This is a genomic window from Shewanella polaris, from assembly GCF_006385555.1.
GTDB classification, from domain to species: domain Bacteria; phylum Pseudomonadota; class Gammaproteobacteria; order Enterobacterales; family Shewanellaceae; genus Shewanella; species Shewanella polaris.
In genome coordinates, this window is the sequence record NZ_CP041036.1 from 694724 (window position 1) to 711167 (window position 16444).

Here is a 16444-nt window from a genome sequence, read left to right on the forward strand (position 1 = left end):
ACGCTAAATAACAATAGGATGAAGTTAGAGATGAAATCTAATAGTTACAGTAAGTTATCGTTAGGTGCTCAGGCAGTTGCCGCTGCATTAGTCTTTAGTAGCCCAGCAATTTATGCTGCAGACACCAGTAATGAAACTTGCGATAAGGATATCTTAGCAAAATGTAAACCTGTGGAAACAGACGAATCAATAGAAAGAATTCGGGTTCATGGGGTACAAAACTCAGTTTATATGTTTAATAACTCAGCCGATAAACGCCGTATGGCTGCATTAGTTGATACTCCGCAAGTGATTACCGTATTAACCCAAGATCAAATTCAAGAGTCTGGTAATACTGACTTAAAAGATATTTTGTCAGCTCAAGCTGGGGTCACTTTAGGTACGGGTGAAAACGGTAATGCCTTTGGTGACCGCTATATTATCCGTGGTCACGAAGCGCGTAGCGACGTGTTTGTTGATGGTTTACGTGACCCAGGCATGACCACTCGCGAAAGTTTTGCAACAGAACGTGTTGAAATTACCAAAGGCCCAAGTTCAACATTTGCAGGCCGTGGTTCATCTGGCGGTGCGATTAACAGCGTGACCAAAAAGGCCTCTGTTGCGTATGATTTTGGCCGTGTCGACTTAGGCATTGGTACTGACGAACATAGACGATTAACTATCGATTATAACTTACCGTTATCAGAAACCGTCGCTGTGCGTCTTAACGGTTTAACGGCCGAAGAAGATAAGCCAGGCCGCGAAGGGATTACCCGTGAACGTCAGGGTGTTCAGCTATCGGGAGTGTATGAAGCCACTGATGCACTGTCATTTATCGCCGATGGTTATTATTTAGACGCCAAAGACGTGCCTGATTTAGGCAGTTATTTTGATCAAGACACCCGTAAGCCACTTGAAGATATCCCTGTTTATGCTCAAGATGGTGACTTTTTAAATTCTAAGGTCACCACGTTCACCCTACGTACCGAATATGAGTTAAATGACAGCATCACGTTATATAATGCTACTCGTGTTGGTCACACTGAAAACGGTTATATCACTACCGGTATGGGCGGCACCACGCGCGCAGATACCGACGCAACCGCGCCTGGTGTTAAAACCCTAACATTAAGTACTCACCAAGGTAATCAAGATGTTGATTACGTCAGTACTCAGTTCAATTTATTTTGGAATACTGAAATACTGGGCTTTAGCAATAAGCTTGTTTTTGGTTTGGAATACACAGACGAAAACGTTGATAACGGTGTGTATAGCGTTACCAACAATAATCCGACAAATTGTTCAACCGAAGGACGTCGTGGCGTCTCTGAGTCATACTGTATTATCGACGGCAATGGCGATACGGTAGATAACATTAACCAGTTAATGGGACGCAGCTATGTTGATGGCGGATCGGATGCGATTTACGACATCGAAACAGTATCGGCATACATGATGGATACCGTTGCACTAACTGAACAACTGTCATTATTCTACGGCTTGAGACTTGATAGCTTTGACTACAGCAATGACACGACGAGTAATAGCGGTGAAGTAGATTATGCCTACTCAGACACCATGTATAACTACAACTTCGGTCTTGTTTATGACTTGTCTGAAGACGCTAACATTTATGCTAACTACAGCACCGCAACTAACATCAATGGCGGCGAGTCTGACTTAGGCGGAAACTGTGGATATGGCGGTGTGTGTGGTACCACAGAACAAGCTTCGGAAGCCGATGCCGAAATCGTTGAAAACCTAGAGCTTGGCACCAAATGGATGTTGTTTGACGACAAAATGATGTTCTCAGCATCAATTTTCCAAATCACTAAAAGCGATGTCATGGAAAGTGTTGGCGACAGTTACTCAACCTTAGGTACACTTAATACGGGTAAAAACCGTGTTAGAGGTATCGAATTTGGTATGGTGGGAAATATTACCGACCAACTCAGCATACAATTTTCAGCGGCTAAAATGGATTCTGAGATTTTAGAATCATACGATCCAGCTAACATTGGTTTAGTCCTGAGTAATTTTGCCGACGAGAGTGCTTACCTACAATTACGTTATCAGTTAACTGAATCGTTTGTGTTTGGTGGTAATTACACTTATCAAAGTGAAATGTATGGCGGACAGCCAGACACTGCAGCGGGCTTTGATAGTACCAATAATCGCTACAGTATCGTGGTGCCTAACTATCAAGTAGTTGATTTATTTGCTAGTTACAATGCTACCGAAGACTTAACTTTCCGCATAAACGTAGGCAATGTAATGAATGAAGAGTACTGGACCGCAGCTTATCGTTCTGGTTCATTTATGTACTTAGGTGATGCAAGAAGCTCAAAACTGTCGATGACATATGAGTTTTAATTAAGGGTGTTTGTATGATTGTTATTGAAAAAATCCTCACAAAACAAGACGTCGGCGCTTATCGTCAGCAACTGGCAGAATGTCCGTGGGGCGATGGCCGCAAAACCGCAATGGGAATGGCGGCCTCAGTTAAAAATAACAATCAAGCAGATGCACAAGATGCCAGTGTGCGCCAATTAGCTAATCAGCTATTGGCGCGTATTGGCGAAACGCCCAAAATCGTGTCTGCAGCATTACCGCACAAGATTTTTCCGCCGTGCTTTAATCGCTATAGCGAAACCGAAGAGTATGGCTATCATGTCGACGCGGCCATCATGCGGATCCCGAATACATCGGAAGTGCTCCGCAGTGATGTCTCCATGACGGTGTTTTTGAGTGAACCCGAAGAGTATGACGGCGGCGAGTTGGTCATAGCTACCGAGTTTGGCCAACAACAAATTAAATTACCGGCTGGTTACGCAGTGGTGTATCCATCAAGCAGTTTACACAAAGTCACTGCGGTCACTAAAGGGCAGCGGATTGCAGCAATTACTTGGATGCAAAGTATGGTGGCAGATTCAAACTTACGCCAGAGCTTGTATCAGCTTGATCAAACAATTCAAAATTTAATTAAAGCTGACAATACCGATCGTGCTGAATTAGATAACCTACATAATGTGTATCATAATTTAATTAGGCAATTTACTCAGCTGTAATTGAAATGACTAATATTGAAGGGAGTATAGCTAAGTTTACATGACTGGATTTTAGTGACTGAATATTAGTTATTCGATTTTAATGATTTGCTTATATTTACTTAGCAGAAAATAGTTAACTGAGAATGGGATTAAATAGTGGCAACGTCAAACTGAGTTTCTTTGTTGAATAGACGGTGACAGTACGGTTGTTAACGCGTGCTATCACCGTTAATTGTATTAACTTGTTATCATTTGACCGGTATAAAGTATAAAGTTACGTAATAATATGACGCCCAATAAACTTAGACATGCTGTTCCGGCAACATAGGAAAACTTGCGTTTTGAAGTTGCGGTCATAAATAAGTTCATCGCTAATGGGGCCGACAATCCTAATCCCATAATGCCGAACCAGAATACAAACCCCCAAAAGCCGACTCCGATAGCATTGAATGCCGCTACCTTGCTTTGACCACCACTGAATACTAAACCCAGGAAGAAGGTGAACATAAGGAGTATCTCGCCTAAAATCAGTGGGATCTCTATTTTATGAATGAAACGGACTTCAGCACCATTGGGATTGCCTTTGAGTAACACACCACCTAATAGTGATGCCGCAGCACCTGAAGACAAACCAGAAGTTAAAAATAGTAAAGGTAATACTCCAGTATTCCACATCGGGAAGTGAGGTTGAGCCGATAATAGAAATCCGGTATAAGCACCTAACGACACAGAGAATATGACCAGTAAACCAGTTATACCAGCTTCATAACGGGCTATTAAAGTTGTTAATTTAACAACAATTGGGAAGCGGTTTTTACATAAATCATCAATAGGTTTTTTAAATGTTATTATAATCCAAGCATACATAAACACTTGATAAAGCATTAAGATAATTACACCCATCGACATTACTGACGTAGGGTTATAAAACACTAAGATCTTCCAAAAGTCGAAGGGTTTGGTTAAATCTAATACCAATACGCCTAAGCCTGCTAACACCGAAATTGCCGCAACAATACATGCTGCTATAACAAATCCAGATTGATATGCTTTCTCTTTCAGGCAACCATGTTTTAGCATAACAGCAAAGAACATAGCACCAGCGGATACCCCTGCTAAAAATAGGTATATGGCAATGGGCCAATGCCATACTAATGTGTCAAATTCGAAAGCACTCATAATATAATCTCCCCTTGTTTCGCTTTGATACGAAATATTTTAGGTCGGGTACCTAAATCTTGCTTAAAGCGCTCAGTCGGATTAGCCTTTAATAGCGTAACTAGTTCAGACTCGGGATCTTTAAGATTGCCAAACACTAACGCTTTTGTCGGGCATATTTCTACACAGGCAGGTTGTTTACCCTGTTTGAGATTTGTTTCACGGCAGAAATCACATTTGTCGGCAGCTTTGGTTACTGGGTTAATAAAACGCACTTCATAAGGGCAGGCTGCAATACAATATAGGCACCCCACACATCTATCAGCATTTACTGCAACAATACCAGTTTCTTTATCGATAAAGGCGGCACCAGTAGGACAAACTGTAACGCAAGGTGCGTTTTCACAATGTTCGCAAGAATGTCGAGAAAAATGATAAAATTGATCGGGGTATTCTCCAAATGGGCCAGTTCTTTCAATGCTTAGTCGTGAGACACCTTCTGGTACATTATTCACTTCACGACACGCTTCAACACAGGCATTACAACCAATGCATTTGGTTTCATCATATAATAAAGCGTACTTAATGTTGTTTATATCTGGTTCCATTTCGGCATTGGCATTATTGCCACTGAGTGGATATACCGATACGCCTGCAACCAATGCGCAGGTACTTTTAAGGAAATGCCTTCTTGAGTTTTCCATGATTATTTACCTCTGCACCGTGTGACAATTTCGGCATTGATTACTGCGTTCTTTGGCTGTTAACCCCATCATTGGATCTAATTTAGGGTGTAATTTATGACAAGATGCACAACTCGTTTTTTGCGCATGTACGTTGTGTGTCCATTCAGCTTCAGCTAACTTTGTCGGGGTATGACACTTAAGGCACACGGCATTTTGAGCATTAACAGGGATGTCATTGTCCGAAGAGAACACCATCAAATCATTAGGCTTTCTAGGATGATTGCCTTTTTCACCATGGCAAGAACTACAACTCATGTTTAAAGAGTCGTGGCTATGGTAGCCCAGCATTGCTCCATTTCGTTTATGACATTTCATGCATGAGTCATTGTTAATTTTGCCAGTAAGTTCATCGCTGATGGCGCCTTGGCTAAGAAACAGTGATAGCAATCCTATGCCGAGTGGCAATAGCCATTTATTCACGGACATAACGAATCCTCGCGATCAGAATTTAAAAAATAAAATATCGGGTGAAAACACATTGTCGTCACCCGATAGGGTTGTCATACAGGTAGTGATTGTTTTAACATTTGCATGTCGTAAGGTTTACCTCGAGCAATTTCAACTAATTTGATGTTGAATTTTTCGAATAAACTTTTTGAGTTAGCATCTTCTTGATTACTGAAGTCAGAGATAACTAATTTCACTTCTGACGAGTCATGGTCAATGACAACATAATCGAGTCGTGTATGATTTTCGGCAGCAGTTTGTGCATCCATTTCAAACACGGTATCGATTGGAACGTTACAACAAACGTCATATTTTCCACCAACCATCGTTTTTAGTGATTTTAAAAAGTTAAAGCTTTGAGTATCAAAAAGCATTTTTTTAAATTTAACTGTGTGATCCTCTGTATTAGTTTTGAAGAACTTTATACAAGTCATAGTGAAAACAACTAATATAAATGGAACAACGATAAATAAAACTGAGTATATAAATGCATAACTTAAAAATACTGAAGTGTTCATACCAACCTCCAAAAAACTTATTGTTTTATTAATTAATCATACGTCGTCGACGTACGATTAATATTATTCTTATATTTTTATTTTAAATTGATCGTAATCAATTAATTGCAGTGATTATAATTTATTTGATTGTAGTTATGATTTAGATCTTATTGTTTGTTTTAATATGTTTTATTAAGTTATACATTTATTTGGTTATATTAATATATAAATTAAAAATTAAGTATTTTATAATGTTAAATTTGATTTTGCAGAAACTGAAATTCTTGTTTTTGAAACTTTGATTTTTAATTAAGCATTACAACTATAATAGTCATTTTGGTAGCATTGATAGTAAGCTAGTTTTAAGTGATTTTGTGAAATAGGTTGTTTTTGATAATTCATTTTTATGATCTGGAATAAGTAATCGTCAAATATTAAAAATAATTATATGAACTCTCGAAGAAATCGTTAGTATGTTATATCAAATACCTCTAAGGGAGTATCTATGATGAAGAAGATTGATTTAGATAAATTAGACTTATTAACGCTCTCAATATTAGTAAGTTTGTACGAAAACAAATCGGCGACTCATGTGTCTAGAATATTAGATGTACCAGCATCAAAAATAAGTCGTTGTTTACATTCAGCAAGATTGCTATTTGGCGATGAGCTTTTTATTAGACGTAAATATGGCTTAGTGCCTAACGACTATGCTGGAAGGATTTATCCTATAGCAAAAGAAATTGTGGACTGTGCTAAAAATTTCAATCGGATGAATAGTGCCGAATTGTCACATAGTCGATATTTTGAGTTAGTGATGCCTGGAATGATTGCTCATGCCTACCCACGCGCATTAATGAATGCAATTAAAGAGCAGAATAAAGATATTCATATTAATGTAAACAACTGGGATAAACATGCTCTAGAAAGCGTCTCTAACGACCCTAATAATATTGTCGTGTGTGGTTGTAAAAGCCCTGAAGAAATCCATTGTTTTGATCAAAAACTACAAGTTGAAGTACTTGCTAAGATGGGGCCGCAGTATTTGTTATGCTGTAAAAATCATCCCCTTTTAAAGCAAGAAATTACTTTAGAAAGTATCGCTGAGTATCCGTATATCAATACGCTTATGGGCGCTCAAGCACCGATAATCAATCCGTTTCAAGAGTATTGTCAAATCAAAAATTTGCCTCTTGAAACTGAAATGACAATTACAAATGTATCTTCTTTATTTGATTACCTTTCTGATTGTCAGTCATTGGCGCTAACACCTTATAAGGCTGTTTACGATATGATAGATGAAGAGTCAGGTTTACATGCTTGCCAGTTATCAGAGTTCGAAGTTAATCGTCTTTTTGACGTTGTCGAACCATTAAAATTAGTATTAGTGACTCATCCCAATGCAGTGAATGAGGATGCTACCTGGTTAAAACAGCAAATACGCGAATTGACCAGTGAACTTATTTAAAAATAGAACTTACATAATTTTTGCTGTAGCTATAAATGCATTTTAAATATATGTTTTGTTGTTAACGAGTGTATTTTATTATCGCTTTTGTATAACTTTTTTAGCTGTTTTGTGCTTAATGCTTATTGAATGAAAATTTGTTTTATAGTAGGTAGATGTTGTTGTTTTGGTATAGTCAGTATTGTCATTTTTGTATAGATAAATATTTTAAATTTTGGATAGATTGTATTTTTTGAACCATATTGAGCAAGACAGCCTTGGTTGCATTCTTAGTTAGTCATTTCATCCAGTTTTTCCCTCTTATTTATAAACTCATATTTAATGTGTATAGGAATTACATCTTATGTAATTCCTTTTTACGTATATTATTTACTGGTTTAAAATCCATTTTCGTTTGGTTTTTAGTTCATTGCAAAAATGTATAATGTGGGCTGCATCGTTATCGATACTAAATTTAACTATAATAAATATGCATTATTGCAATTTAGAAAGATAAAATTTTTTGCGATGATATCGACGCGATTAAGAATATTTGATAAATGTAAATGATAAATATAAGAATCTACATACTATATTTAACGTTTTTTATATCAAAAAATATGAGGTGAATCATTTTATCATAAACGCTATTTAAGCTCTTGCTAATGTACTTTGTGGCAATTATCACTATTCACTGGTTAAAAAGCATCAATGACCCGTCACCAATCTGGCCATCAATTTAATAATCTCTATTTGCTGATTTTTATTGGTCTTGTTATTAAAAATGAGTGCCTGTGTTAGTCAGCGGAGTATTGGTTATACTAAACATTCAACTCCTTAACTAATCCACAAAACGCTTTGTTTAGAACCTGTGAATAATGGTTATATTTGTATATTCAATCGAATCATGAGTTACTGCTAAAAACGGTTTACTCTTTGTTGAGCGATTCTTTATTAAGCAAGTGGTGCTTAGATTGCTAGGCAGCAATCCTCTCGCCTCGATTAAACGTTTTTATCTCGAACAAAATTTAACCAGCAAAGTTCAACAGGCTCTAGTAACATGGATGATCATTTTTCAGGGGCTTTATTAACTTATTCACGTTAAGCTAATTTTCTTGTTTCCCATTGCGATGTACTGGGAAAATGACGATATCAGTAAATAAGGATATAGCGTGGACCCCGCAGAGTTAACTTCTATAACCACTACAAAAACCAAATCATTCTTAGCTGGCGCAATAGCGGTTATGCCGTTGACTATTGCTGTGATCCCTTGGGGCATTCTAGCGGGATCGTTTGCATTAGAGGTAGGTCTTACTCCCGTTGAAAGCCAAGCGATGTCGGCGATTATCTTTGCGGGCAGTGCGCAATTAGTTGCCCTAGGGATGATAAAAGCCGGTATTGGTATTGGCAGTATTTTAATCACCACCTTATTGATCACCTCTCGGCATTTACTGTATGCCATGGCAATGCGCACCCATATCAGTCCGTTACCGCTTAAATGGCGTTTAGGGCTGGGTTTTTTACTCACCGACGAACTCTTTGCTATTGCCAATCAAACCCATAAAGGCGATACGCCAGCTCAACATCAGTTTGATCGCTGGTACGCTTTGGGCGGTGGGTTAACTTTTTATTTCGGTTGGAATATTGCCACCTTGCTTGGCATTGTCGCAGGGCAGTCTATCGACAATTTAGGTGAACTCGGGCTCGACTTTGCCATCGCCGCCACCTTTATTGCCTTAGTTGTGCCAACCGTAAAAAAGCCATCGATTCTAGTCTGTGTATTAGTGTCGCTTATGTTAGCGGTGGTGTGCGCGGTATTTGCAATCCAAGCAGGGCTGCTAATTGCGGCAATATCGGGTATGGCAGCTGGAATGCTTTACGCCAAACTAACCAATGAGGGCAGTGTCGTGGCAACCGATGCCGATTCAACTCAAGCTACTGTAACCGTTAAAAAGGAAGATAACGCATGACCTGGCTGATTATTTTATCAATGGCAGCAGTGGTATTTGTCAGTCGTCATTTGTTGTTAGAACCTAAGTTGCCAATCCGCTTAAGTAAGAACACCTTAACGTTTTTAAGTTATTCAGCACCAGCGGTATTAACCGCCATATTAGCGCCAATCGTATTTGTGCCTGAAGGCCAATTGGCCATTAGCATACATAACCCGTATTTAACCTGTGCGCTGGTGGCGACAATATTGGCTTATGTTACTCGTAATACCTTGCTAACAACTGTGCTCAGTATGGGACTGTTTTTTATTTTGTATTAACAAGATACGCCTAGATAAATTTCAATCATTGTTAACTGACATTCTGCTACACAATAGATTAGAATAACCGCCATATTACGGACGAATTAGAGTTGAGTATGCACGTACACATTTTAGGCATTTGTGGCACTTTTATGGGTGGTTTAGCCCTACTTGCCCGCGCGATGGGCCACAAAGTGACTGGCAGCGATGCCAATGTTTACCCGCCGATGAGCACCCAGCTTGAGCAGCAAGGTATTGAGCTAATCCAAGGTTTTGACCCTAGTCAGTTAGGTAAAGAAGGCGACAATCAACCAGACTTAGTGGTTATTGGTAATGCCATGAGTCGTGGTAACCCGTGCGTAGAAGCGGTATTAAACCGCGGTATGAAATACACTTCTGGGCCGCAATTTTTGTCTGAACATATTTTGCAAGACCGTTGGGTATTAGCTGTGGCAGGTACTCATGGTAAAACCTCTACTTCCAGCATGCTAGCGTGGGTTTTAGAATACTGTGGTTACGAGCCAGGTTTTTTAATTGGTGGTGTGCCGCAAAACTTTGGGGTGTCAGCCCGCCTAGGTAACTCAGCATTTTTTGTCGTAGAGGCCGATGAATACGACAGTGCCTTTTTTGATAAACGTTCTAAGTTTGTCCATTATCATCCTCGTACTCTAGTGATCAATAATCTTGAGTTTGATCATGCCGATATTTTTGCCGATCTCGCGGCAATCCAACGCCAATTCAATCATGTTATTCGTACAGTGCCAGGCGAGGGTAAGGTAATTTGGCCAAGCGACGTTGAAGCCGTACAGCAAGTCATTGAAATGGGTTGTTGGAGCGAACAAGAAATTTATTCTAAAGCCACAAGCTTAATGACCGATTCAGCCAAGCCTTCAGTTAATGTTTCTGCCAACCAAGGTGAACCCAACGCTTGGCAGTCGCGTATGATTGCCGACGATGGCCATGAGTTTGAAGTACTGTTTAAAGGTGAATCGCAAGGGATAGTAAACTGGGCGTTAATTGGTCAACACAATATTGAAAATGCCATTATGGCCATAGCGGCAGCTCGTCATGTAGGCGTAGCGCCTAATCATGCCATTGAAGCGTTAACTCAATTTAGTCCACCAAAGCGTCGTTTAGAACTGCTTGATACCGTCAACGGTGTTGCTGTGTACGACGATTTTGCTCATCATCCAACGGCCATTGCCACTACCTTACAAGGGCTACGCGCCAAAGTGGGCTTAGGCAATCATGCCAGCGGAAAAATTATCGTGGTATTAGAGCCGCGGTCAAATACCATGAAAAGCGGCGTGCACAAAGACACCTTAGCCAATTCGATGGCGTTAGCGGATGTGGGTTATTTGTATCAGGCTGATAATATTGGCTGGGACATTAGTGCCAGTATGGCCAATGCGCCGATCCCAGTGACTGTGTACAACAACATTGAAGACATTATTACTGCTGTTGCTAATACAGCACAGCAAGGCGATACCGTGGTCATTATGAGTAATGGTGGTTTTAACGGCATTCACCAAAAATTGATAAAGGCTTTAGCTTAACTGCTTTAGCGAACAGAGGGGACAACATGGCCTACGCCAAAAAAGCCAAAGCAATTAGCCTAGCCTGGACAGGCGCATCGGGCGCGCCGTATGGTATTAAGTTGCTTGAGTGTTTGTTAGCGGCCGATTACCAAGTATTTTTAATGATATCCAGTGCCGCTCGAGTGGTGTTAGCCACTGAGCATGGATTGCAATTAAGCGCTAATCCAGGCAAAGCCAAGGCACAATTACTTGAACAATTTGATAATCCTGATGAACCGTTAAAAGGTGAGTTAGTTGTTTTAGGTAAAGATGAATGGTTTTCGCCACCAGCATCTGGCAGCGCAGCGCCGAAGCAAATGGTCATTTGCCCGTGTTCAACAGGCACATTAGCCGCTGTGGCAACGGGTATGAGTAATCATTTGCTCGAAAGAGCAGCAGACGTAGTATTAAAAGAACGTGGGCAATTGATTCTTGTTCCGCGTGAAACTCCGTTTAGCGCCATACACTTAGAGCATATGTTAAGCCTAACGCGAAACGGTGCGACCATCATGCCAGCGGCACCAGGCTTTTATCATAATCCCCAATCGGTAGAAGATCTGGTAAACTTCATGGTTTCCCGAATACTTGATCATTTGGGCATTGAACACGACTTAACGAGTCGCTGGGGATACGGACATACTCAGTCACACGACAACGACAATTGAGAGATTTATGAAGCACACCATTGAAATGATGATTTCTGAACAAGAAATCAATAAAACCCTAGACCAGTTAGCTGAGCGTATTAATGCCCATTACGCCGACAGTGAACGCTTATTAATGGTTGGCCTATTAAAAGGTTCGGTCGTGTTTATGGCCGATCTGTGTCGTCGTATTAAAGGCCATGTCGAAATCGATTTTATGTCTGTTTCGAGTTACGGTAATACCATGAAAACCTCACGCGACGTCAAAGTGCTTAAAGACGTGCAGTCAGACATTGCCGGCCGTGACGTATTAATTGTCGAAGACTTAATCGACTCAGGTAACACCTTAAATAAAGTGCGCGAAATGTTGTTACTGCGCGAACCCAAAAGCCTAGCGCTTTGCACTTTATTGGATAAACCAGAGCGCCGCGAAGTAGACGTACCGGTAGACTTTATTGGTATTACTATTCCAGACGAATTTATTGTCGGTTACGGTATTGACTACGCAGAGCAATATCGCAACTTGCCTTACATCGCTAAAGTTGTACCGATAGATTAAGTTAGAACTCTTTTATCAACTCTCATCATCATGGGAGTTTTTTCATTGTAAGTTGAGGATGTCAATATGGCCGATAACGCCAACGCATTGGTGATCGAAAACCTAAAAAAAACCTACAAAGGTGGCGTACAAGCCGTTAAGTCGATTAGCTTAACGGTAAAGCAAGGTGACTTTTTCGCATTACTTGGTCCTAATGGCGCGGGTAAATCGACCACTATTGGCATTATCAGTTCGTTAGTGCAAAAAACATCAGGTACGGTATCAGTTTTTGGTTTTGATATTGATAAGCAACTCGAACATGCCAAGTTATGTATTGGGTTAGTGCCGCAAGAGTTCAACTTTAATCAATTTGAAACCGTACAACAAATTGTGGTTAATCAAGCGGGTTACTATGGGGTGCCAAAAGCAGTTGCATTAGTGCGCGCTGAAAAGTACCTCACACAACTTGATTTATGGCAAAAGCGTCATGCGCAAGCCCGTGAACTGTCTGGCGGTATGAAACGCCGTTTAATGATTGCCCGCGCGCTAATGCATGAACCTAAGTTGTTGATTTTAGATGAACCAACCGCGGGTGTGGACATTGAGTTGCGTCGCTCAATGTGGGAGTTTTTAAAACAAATCAACAAACAAGGTGTGACCATTATTTTAACCACTCACTACCTTGAAGAAGCCGAAATGTTGTGTCGTACCATTGGTATTATCGATAATGGTTTGCTGGTGGAATGCACCACTATGAAGGCATTGCTAAGTAAGTTAGATGTTGAAACCTTTGTTTTCGATTTACGCAATGACCTCGACGTTGCACCGCAATTAACTAACATGAATTGCCGCTTAACTGATGCACATACCTTAGAAGTCGATGTGGCCAAATCGAATAACATTAATGAATTATTTACTCAGTTAACAGCAGCCAATATCGAAGTGTTGTCGATGCGCAATAAAGCCAACCGTTTAGAAGAATTGTTTGTAGAGTTAGTAGAAAAAGCCAAGGAGTCGAAATAATGAACAGTCTGTATTTTGTGGCTTTTAAAAGTATTCTAACCAAAGAAATTAATCGCTTCACCCGTATTTGGATTCAAACGCTAGTACCGCCAGCCATTACCATGACGTTGTACTTTTTAATTTTTGGTAACTTAGTCGGCAGTCGCATCGGTGAAATGGGCGGCGTAAGCTACATGGAGTTTATTGCCCCAGGTTTAATCATGATGTCGGTGATAACCAGCTCATACTCTAATGTGGCGTCATCATTTTACAGCGCCAAGTTTCAGCGTAACATTGAAGAAATCATGGTTGCCCCAGTGCCACACTACGTGATGATAGCCGGTTACGTCGGTGGTGGCGTCGCGCGTGGTTTATGCGTTGGCCTTATTGTTACTTTGGTGGCAATGTTCTTTGTTAATATCAATCTGCATCATGCAGGTTTGGTGGTGTTAACCATGTTTTTAACCTCAGTGTTATTTGCATTGGGCGGGTTAATTAATGCTGTGTTTGCCAAAAGCTTTGACGACATCAGTATTATTCCGACCTTTATTCTCACACCACTCACCTACTTAGGTGGAGTATTTTACTCGTTATCGTTATTACCACCTTTCTGGCAAGGCGTGTCATCCTTAAACCCAGTGGTGTATATGATCAACGTATTCCGCTATGGTTTTCTAGGATTTGCTGACCTCAGCGTACCGTTATCGATAGCAATAATGATTGGGTTTTGTGTCAGCTTATGGACACTGGCGTACTATTTGATATCGCGTGGGATTGGGTTGCGAAGCTAATACGTAACAAGCACATAATGAATTTAGAAAGGGCTCGCAAGAGTCTTTTTTGTGGGTGAAATTTAACAGGGATTTACTCAATAGGTTTGATCTCGGACTAAGTAATTATTATTGCTAACTGTAATCCATTGGGCTTTGTACGCCTGTTTGGTGCAAACCTGCAACATGCGTATAAATCTGGGTTGTTTTTACATCATTATGGCCGAGTAATTCCTGCACGGTTCTTATATCGTGACCACGTCTCAGTAAGTTTGTTGCAAAGGAATGCCTAAAAGTATGAGCGGTAATGCGTTTAGTGATAGTCGTTTTCTGAACAGCTTTTTTTAATGCCTTTCTAAATGTTGTAGGGTCAATATGATGTCTGCATCTATAGTCATTAACAGGATGTGACACACAGTGAATCGAAGGAAAAAGATATTGCCAATGTAATTGTTTGGCGCTTGTGCCAAACTTTTTGAGTAAGCTAGGAGGCAAAGAAGCCATCCCTAATCCCTGAGACAAGTCGTGAGCATGAGTCTCTCGCACATGTTGCATCTGCTGCTGTATGGGGTCAATGGTCATTTTAGGTAAAATACAAACTCTATCTTTTTTACCTTTACCTCTAAATACAAAAAGTGTGCGATTTTCAAAATCGATATCCTTAAGTCTAATACTTAAAGCTTCAGTTAATCTTAACCCCGCGCCATATAATAAACAGCCAATCAGTTGGTATTTACCATGTAAATTATCAATGACCTGTTTGGCCTCAACATCATTTAAAACCTGCGGAATTCGAGTTGGTGTTTTTGCATACGGGAACTGCAAATTGTCGGTATCTATGGCTAGTACATGTTTAAACGCAAAAACAAGGGCGCAAAGGGCTTGCTGTTGTGTACTACTGGAAACACGCCGTTCGTTTGCTAAAAAACATAAAAACTGTTCAATGTGTGTAGGTAAAATATGTTTTGCAGCAGTAAACTTAAAATATCTTATAAAATAACGGTTCCAATAAAGGTATGATTTTTCAGTTTGGTAACTGTAATGCCTCACTCGAATTTGTTGTCGAATTGCTTCTATATATCCCGATCCCGCCATCACTTCCCCCTTTATGTTACCTGCACTGTACATTCATACAGTTATAATGGGTTTTGAATGAATTACAATAAAACGTGTACAAAAAGCAATCTAAAGTGCTAGATATGAATAAACAGATAAAACCTAATCTATTGATATTATTTAATTAATTTTTTTAGCATTTAATTTCGACACTTTTAACGCGCAATCGAAGTTTTATATCGGAGGTTAAGAGTCATTAAATTGCTTTACATCAATGAGATAGTAAATGTAGGATGATATAAATCAATAACTTAAACGGTCGGCTTTATTGGGCGAGCCGTTCAATAAGCTGTTGAACTAAGCCGCTGCGCGGAGCCCAAAAGCCCGTCATTTGCACCACACTTACCTCAGTGGATTTTCCCACTATCAAGGAGGTAAGTCATGTTAGTACAAACTCAATTATTCCATGATGAAATTACGCTTAGACGCTACTCTGAGCGAACCCGTAAAGCTTATCTCTATGCCATTACGAAACTGGCAGAGCACTATAACCAATCGGCTGATACCATTACCGAGCCGCAATTAAGTGATTATTTCCGCCATTTAAACCTTGAAAGGCAATTATCAAGAGCGTCCATTCAGCTTCAGCTGAATGGTATTCACTTTTACTTTGAACACATTTTAAAGCGTCAATTTAGGATTGACGTGTGTTTGCCTCGCCCTAGCCAAAAACTGCCACAAGTGCTCAGTAAGCAAGATATTGGTCAGTTATTGCAGCACTGCCCCAATCAGAAATATCACGCCATGATAGCGCTGTGCTATGGCTGTGGATTACGGGTCAGTGAGTTGGTGAACATTAAAGTCAGTGATATTGATGGTCAGCGGCAGTTACTCAAAGTGTGTCAGGGCAAAGGTGCTAAAGACCGTTTAGTTATCATCTCTCCCTCACTGCTTAATTTATTGCGCCATTACTGGCTTAAGTATCATCCGCAAACGTGGCTGTTTGGTGTGCATTCCCATGGCAACACCTACCCGTTAGATGTGTCAACCGTGCGTAAAACCCTAAAGAAAGCGGCGTTAGCCGCAGGGATCACCAAACCTTGCAGCCCGCACAGCTTGCGCCATGCCTATGCGACACATCAATTGGCCGCTGGCATGTTACTGAATCAACTCCAACATCAACTAGGTCACAAAAGCATTAAAACCACAGAGCGATATCTGCACTGGTCGCCAGAGCTTGGGCATAAAGGGGGCGATTTACTCGCTGACTTGGGGTGAT

The 16444-nt window shown here is 40.3% G+C and carries 16 protein-coding genes; 11 read left to right on the plus strand and 5 right to left on the minus strand.

Annotation, left to right across the window (positions count from 1 at the left end):
* The first annotated feature begins 30 nt into the window (after positions 1-30).
* Entirely contained in the window at positions 31-2352 is a 2322-nt protein-coding gene (locus tag FH971_RS02965) for a TonB-dependent receptor (protein WP_140233295.1), read from the plus strand.
* Between the two features lie 14 nt (positions 2353-2366).
* Positions 2367-3047: a Fe2+-dependent dioxygenase gene (locus FH971_RS02970; protein ID WP_140233296.1), complete on the plus strand. Its 681-nt coding sequence runs from the start codon at positions 2367-2369 to the stop codon at positions 3045-3047.
* Between the two features lie 219 nt (positions 3048-3266).
* Here FH971_RS02970 and nrfD read toward each other — a convergent pair whose 3' ends face one another.
* From nrfD to FH971_RS02990, 4 genes are all read right to left on the minus strand, one after another.
* On the minus strand, positions 3267-4208 hold the full coding sequence (gene nrfD, locus FH971_RS02975) for an NrfD/PsrC family molybdoenzyme membrane anchor subunit (protein WP_140233297.1): 942 nt from the start codon (positions 4206-4208) through the stop codon (positions 3267-3269).
* Positions 4205-4891: a 4Fe-4S dicluster domain-containing protein gene (locus tag FH971_RS02980; protein WP_140233298.1), complete on the minus strand. Its 687-nt coding sequence runs from the start codon at positions 4889-4891 to the stop codon at positions 4205-4207. Before FH971_RS02980 ends, nrfD begins: the two co-directional genes overlap by 4 nt.
* Positions 4892-4897: 6 nt before the next feature.
* Positions 4898-5359 (minus strand): cytochrome c3 family protein, encoded by a 462-nt coding sequence (locus FH971_RS02985; protein ID WP_137223035.1) that lies wholly within the window; start codon positions 5357-5359, stop codon positions 4898-4900.
* A gap of 74 nt (positions 5360-5433) precedes the next feature.
* Positions 5434-5898: a DUF2726 domain-containing protein gene (locus FH971_RS02990; RefSeq protein ID WP_137223033.1), complete on the minus strand. Its 465-nt coding sequence runs from the start codon at positions 5896-5898 to the stop codon at positions 5434-5436.
* A gap of 487 nt (positions 5899-6385) precedes the next feature.
* Here FH971_RS02990 and FH971_RS02995 point away from each other — a divergent pair, with 487 nt between their 5' ends.
* The 8 genes from FH971_RS02995 (at position 6386) to FH971_RS03030 (ending at position 14130) form a co-directional block, all read left to right on the plus strand.
* Positions 6386-7348, plus strand: coding sequence for a LysR family transcriptional regulator (locus FH971_RS02995; RefSeq protein ID WP_140233299.1), 963 nt, complete (start codon positions 6386-6388; stop codon positions 7346-7348).
* 1151 nt (positions 7349-8499) lie between these two features.
* Positions 8500-9297, plus strand: a complete 798-nt coding sequence (locus FH971_RS03000; RefSeq protein WP_140233300.1) for an AzlC family ABC transporter permease — start codon at positions 8500-8502, stop codon at positions 9295-9297.
* Positions 9294-9596 (plus strand): AzlD domain-containing protein, encoded by a 303-nt coding sequence (locus tag FH971_RS03005; protein WP_140233301.1) that lies wholly within the window; start codon positions 9294-9296, stop codon positions 9594-9596. The genes FH971_RS03000 and FH971_RS03005 overlap by 4 nt, the downstream gene beginning before the upstream one ends.
* A 98-nt stretch (positions 9597-9694) precedes the next feature.
* Positions 9695-11134 carry a UDP-N-acetylmuramate:L-alanyl-gamma-D-glutamyl-meso-diaminopimelate ligase gene (gene mpl, locus FH971_RS03010; protein WP_137223025.1) on the plus strand — a complete coding sequence of 480 codons (1440 nt, stop codon included), beginning with the start codon at positions 9695-9697 and terminating at the stop codon, positions 11132-11134.
* 26 nt (positions 11135-11160) lie between these two features.
* Entirely contained in the window at positions 11161-11820 is a 660-nt protein-coding gene (locus tag FH971_RS03015; protein ID WP_137223023.1) for a flavin prenyltransferase UbiX, read from the plus strand.
* A 7-nt stretch (positions 11821-11827) separates the two neighbouring features.
* Positions 11828-12358: a hypoxanthine phosphoribosyltransferase gene (hpt, locus tag FH971_RS03020; protein ID WP_137223021.1), complete on the plus strand. Its 531-nt coding sequence runs from the start codon at positions 11828-11830 to the stop codon at positions 12356-12358.
* Between the two features lie 66 nt (positions 12359-12424).
* Positions 12425-13360: an ABC transporter ATP-binding protein gene (locus tag FH971_RS03025; protein ID WP_137223019.1), complete on the plus strand. Its 936-nt coding sequence runs from the start codon at positions 12425-12427 to the stop codon at positions 13358-13360.
* Positions 13360-14130 carry an ABC transporter permease gene (locus tag FH971_RS03030; protein WP_137223017.1) on the plus strand — a complete coding sequence of 257 codons (771 nt, stop codon included), beginning with the start codon at positions 13360-13362 and terminating at the stop codon, positions 14128-14130. Before FH971_RS03025 ends, FH971_RS03030 begins: the two co-directional genes overlap by 1 nt.
* A 114-nt stretch (positions 14131-14244) precedes the next feature.
* Here the strand turns inward: FH971_RS03030 and FH971_RS03035 are convergent, their stop codons facing one another.
* Positions 14245-15204 (minus strand): integron integrase, encoded by a 960-nt coding sequence (locus FH971_RS03035; RefSeq protein WP_140235505.1) that lies wholly within the window; start codon positions 15202-15204, stop codon positions 14245-14247.
* 402 nt (positions 15205-15606) lie between these two features.
* Here FH971_RS03035 and FH971_RS03040 point away from each other — a divergent pair, with 402 nt between their 5' ends.
* Positions 15607-16443, plus strand: coding sequence for a tyrosine-type recombinase/integrase (locus FH971_RS03040; RefSeq protein WP_140233302.1), 837 nt, complete (start codon positions 15607-15609; stop codon positions 16441-16443).
* The last annotated feature ends 1 nt before the right edge of the window (position 16444 follow it).

Excerpts from the sequence above, each read along its gene's own strand:
- FH971_RS02965 (WP_140233295.1), top strand. The coding sequence starts at position 31 with ATGAAATCTAATAGTTACAGTAAGTTATCGTTAGGTGCTCAGGCAGTT.
- FH971_RS02970 (WP_140233296.1), top strand. The coding sequence starts at position 2,367 with ATGATTGTTATTGAAAAAATCCTCACAAAACAAGACGTCGGCGCTTAT.
- nrfD (WP_140233297.1), bottom strand. The coding sequence starts at position 4,208 with ATGAGTGCTTTCGAATTTGACACATTAGTATGGCATTGGCCCATTGCC.
- FH971_RS02980 (WP_140233298.1), bottom strand. The coding sequence starts at position 4,891 with ATGGAAAACTCAAGAAGGCATTTCCTTAAAAGTACCTGCGCATTGGTT.
- FH971_RS02985 (WP_137223035.1), bottom strand. The coding sequence starts at position 5,359 with ATGTCCGTGAATAAATGGCTATTGCCACTCGGCATAGGATTGCTATCA.
- FH971_RS02990 (WP_137223033.1), bottom strand. The coding sequence starts at position 5,898 with ATGAACACTTCAGTATTTTTAAGTTATGCATTTATATACTCAGTTTTA.
- FH971_RS02995 (WP_140233299.1), top strand. The coding sequence starts at position 6,386 with ATGATGAAGAAGATTGATTTAGATAAATTAGACTTATTAACGCTCTCA.
- FH971_RS03005 (WP_140233301.1), top strand. The coding sequence starts at position 9,294 with ATGACCTGGCTGATTATTTTATCAATGGCAGCAGTGGTATTTGTCAGT.
- mpl (WP_137223025.1), top strand. The coding sequence starts at position 9,695 with ATGCACGTACACATTTTAGGCATTTGTGGCACTTTTATGGGTGGTTTA.
- FH971_RS03015 (WP_137223023.1), top strand. The coding sequence starts at position 11,161 with ATGGCCTACGCCAAAAAAGCCAAAGCAATTAGCCTAGCCTGGACAGGC.
- hpt (WP_137223021.1), top strand. The coding sequence starts at position 11,828 with ATGAAGCACACCATTGAAATGATGATTTCTGAACAAGAAATCAATAAA.
- FH971_RS03025 (WP_137223019.1), top strand. The coding sequence starts at position 12,425 with ATGGCCGATAACGCCAACGCATTGGTGATCGAAAACCTAAAAAAAACC.
- FH971_RS03030 (WP_137223017.1), top strand. The coding sequence starts at position 13,360 with ATGAACAGTCTGTATTTTGTGGCTTTTAAAAGTATTCTAACCAAAGAA.
- FH971_RS03035 (WP_140235505.1), bottom strand. The coding sequence starts at position 15,204 with ATGGCGGGATCGGGATATATAGAAGCAATTCGACAACAAATTCGAGTG.
- FH971_RS03040 (WP_140233302.1), top strand. The coding sequence starts at position 15,607 with ATGTTAGTACAAACTCAATTATTCCATGATGAAATTACGCTTAGACGC.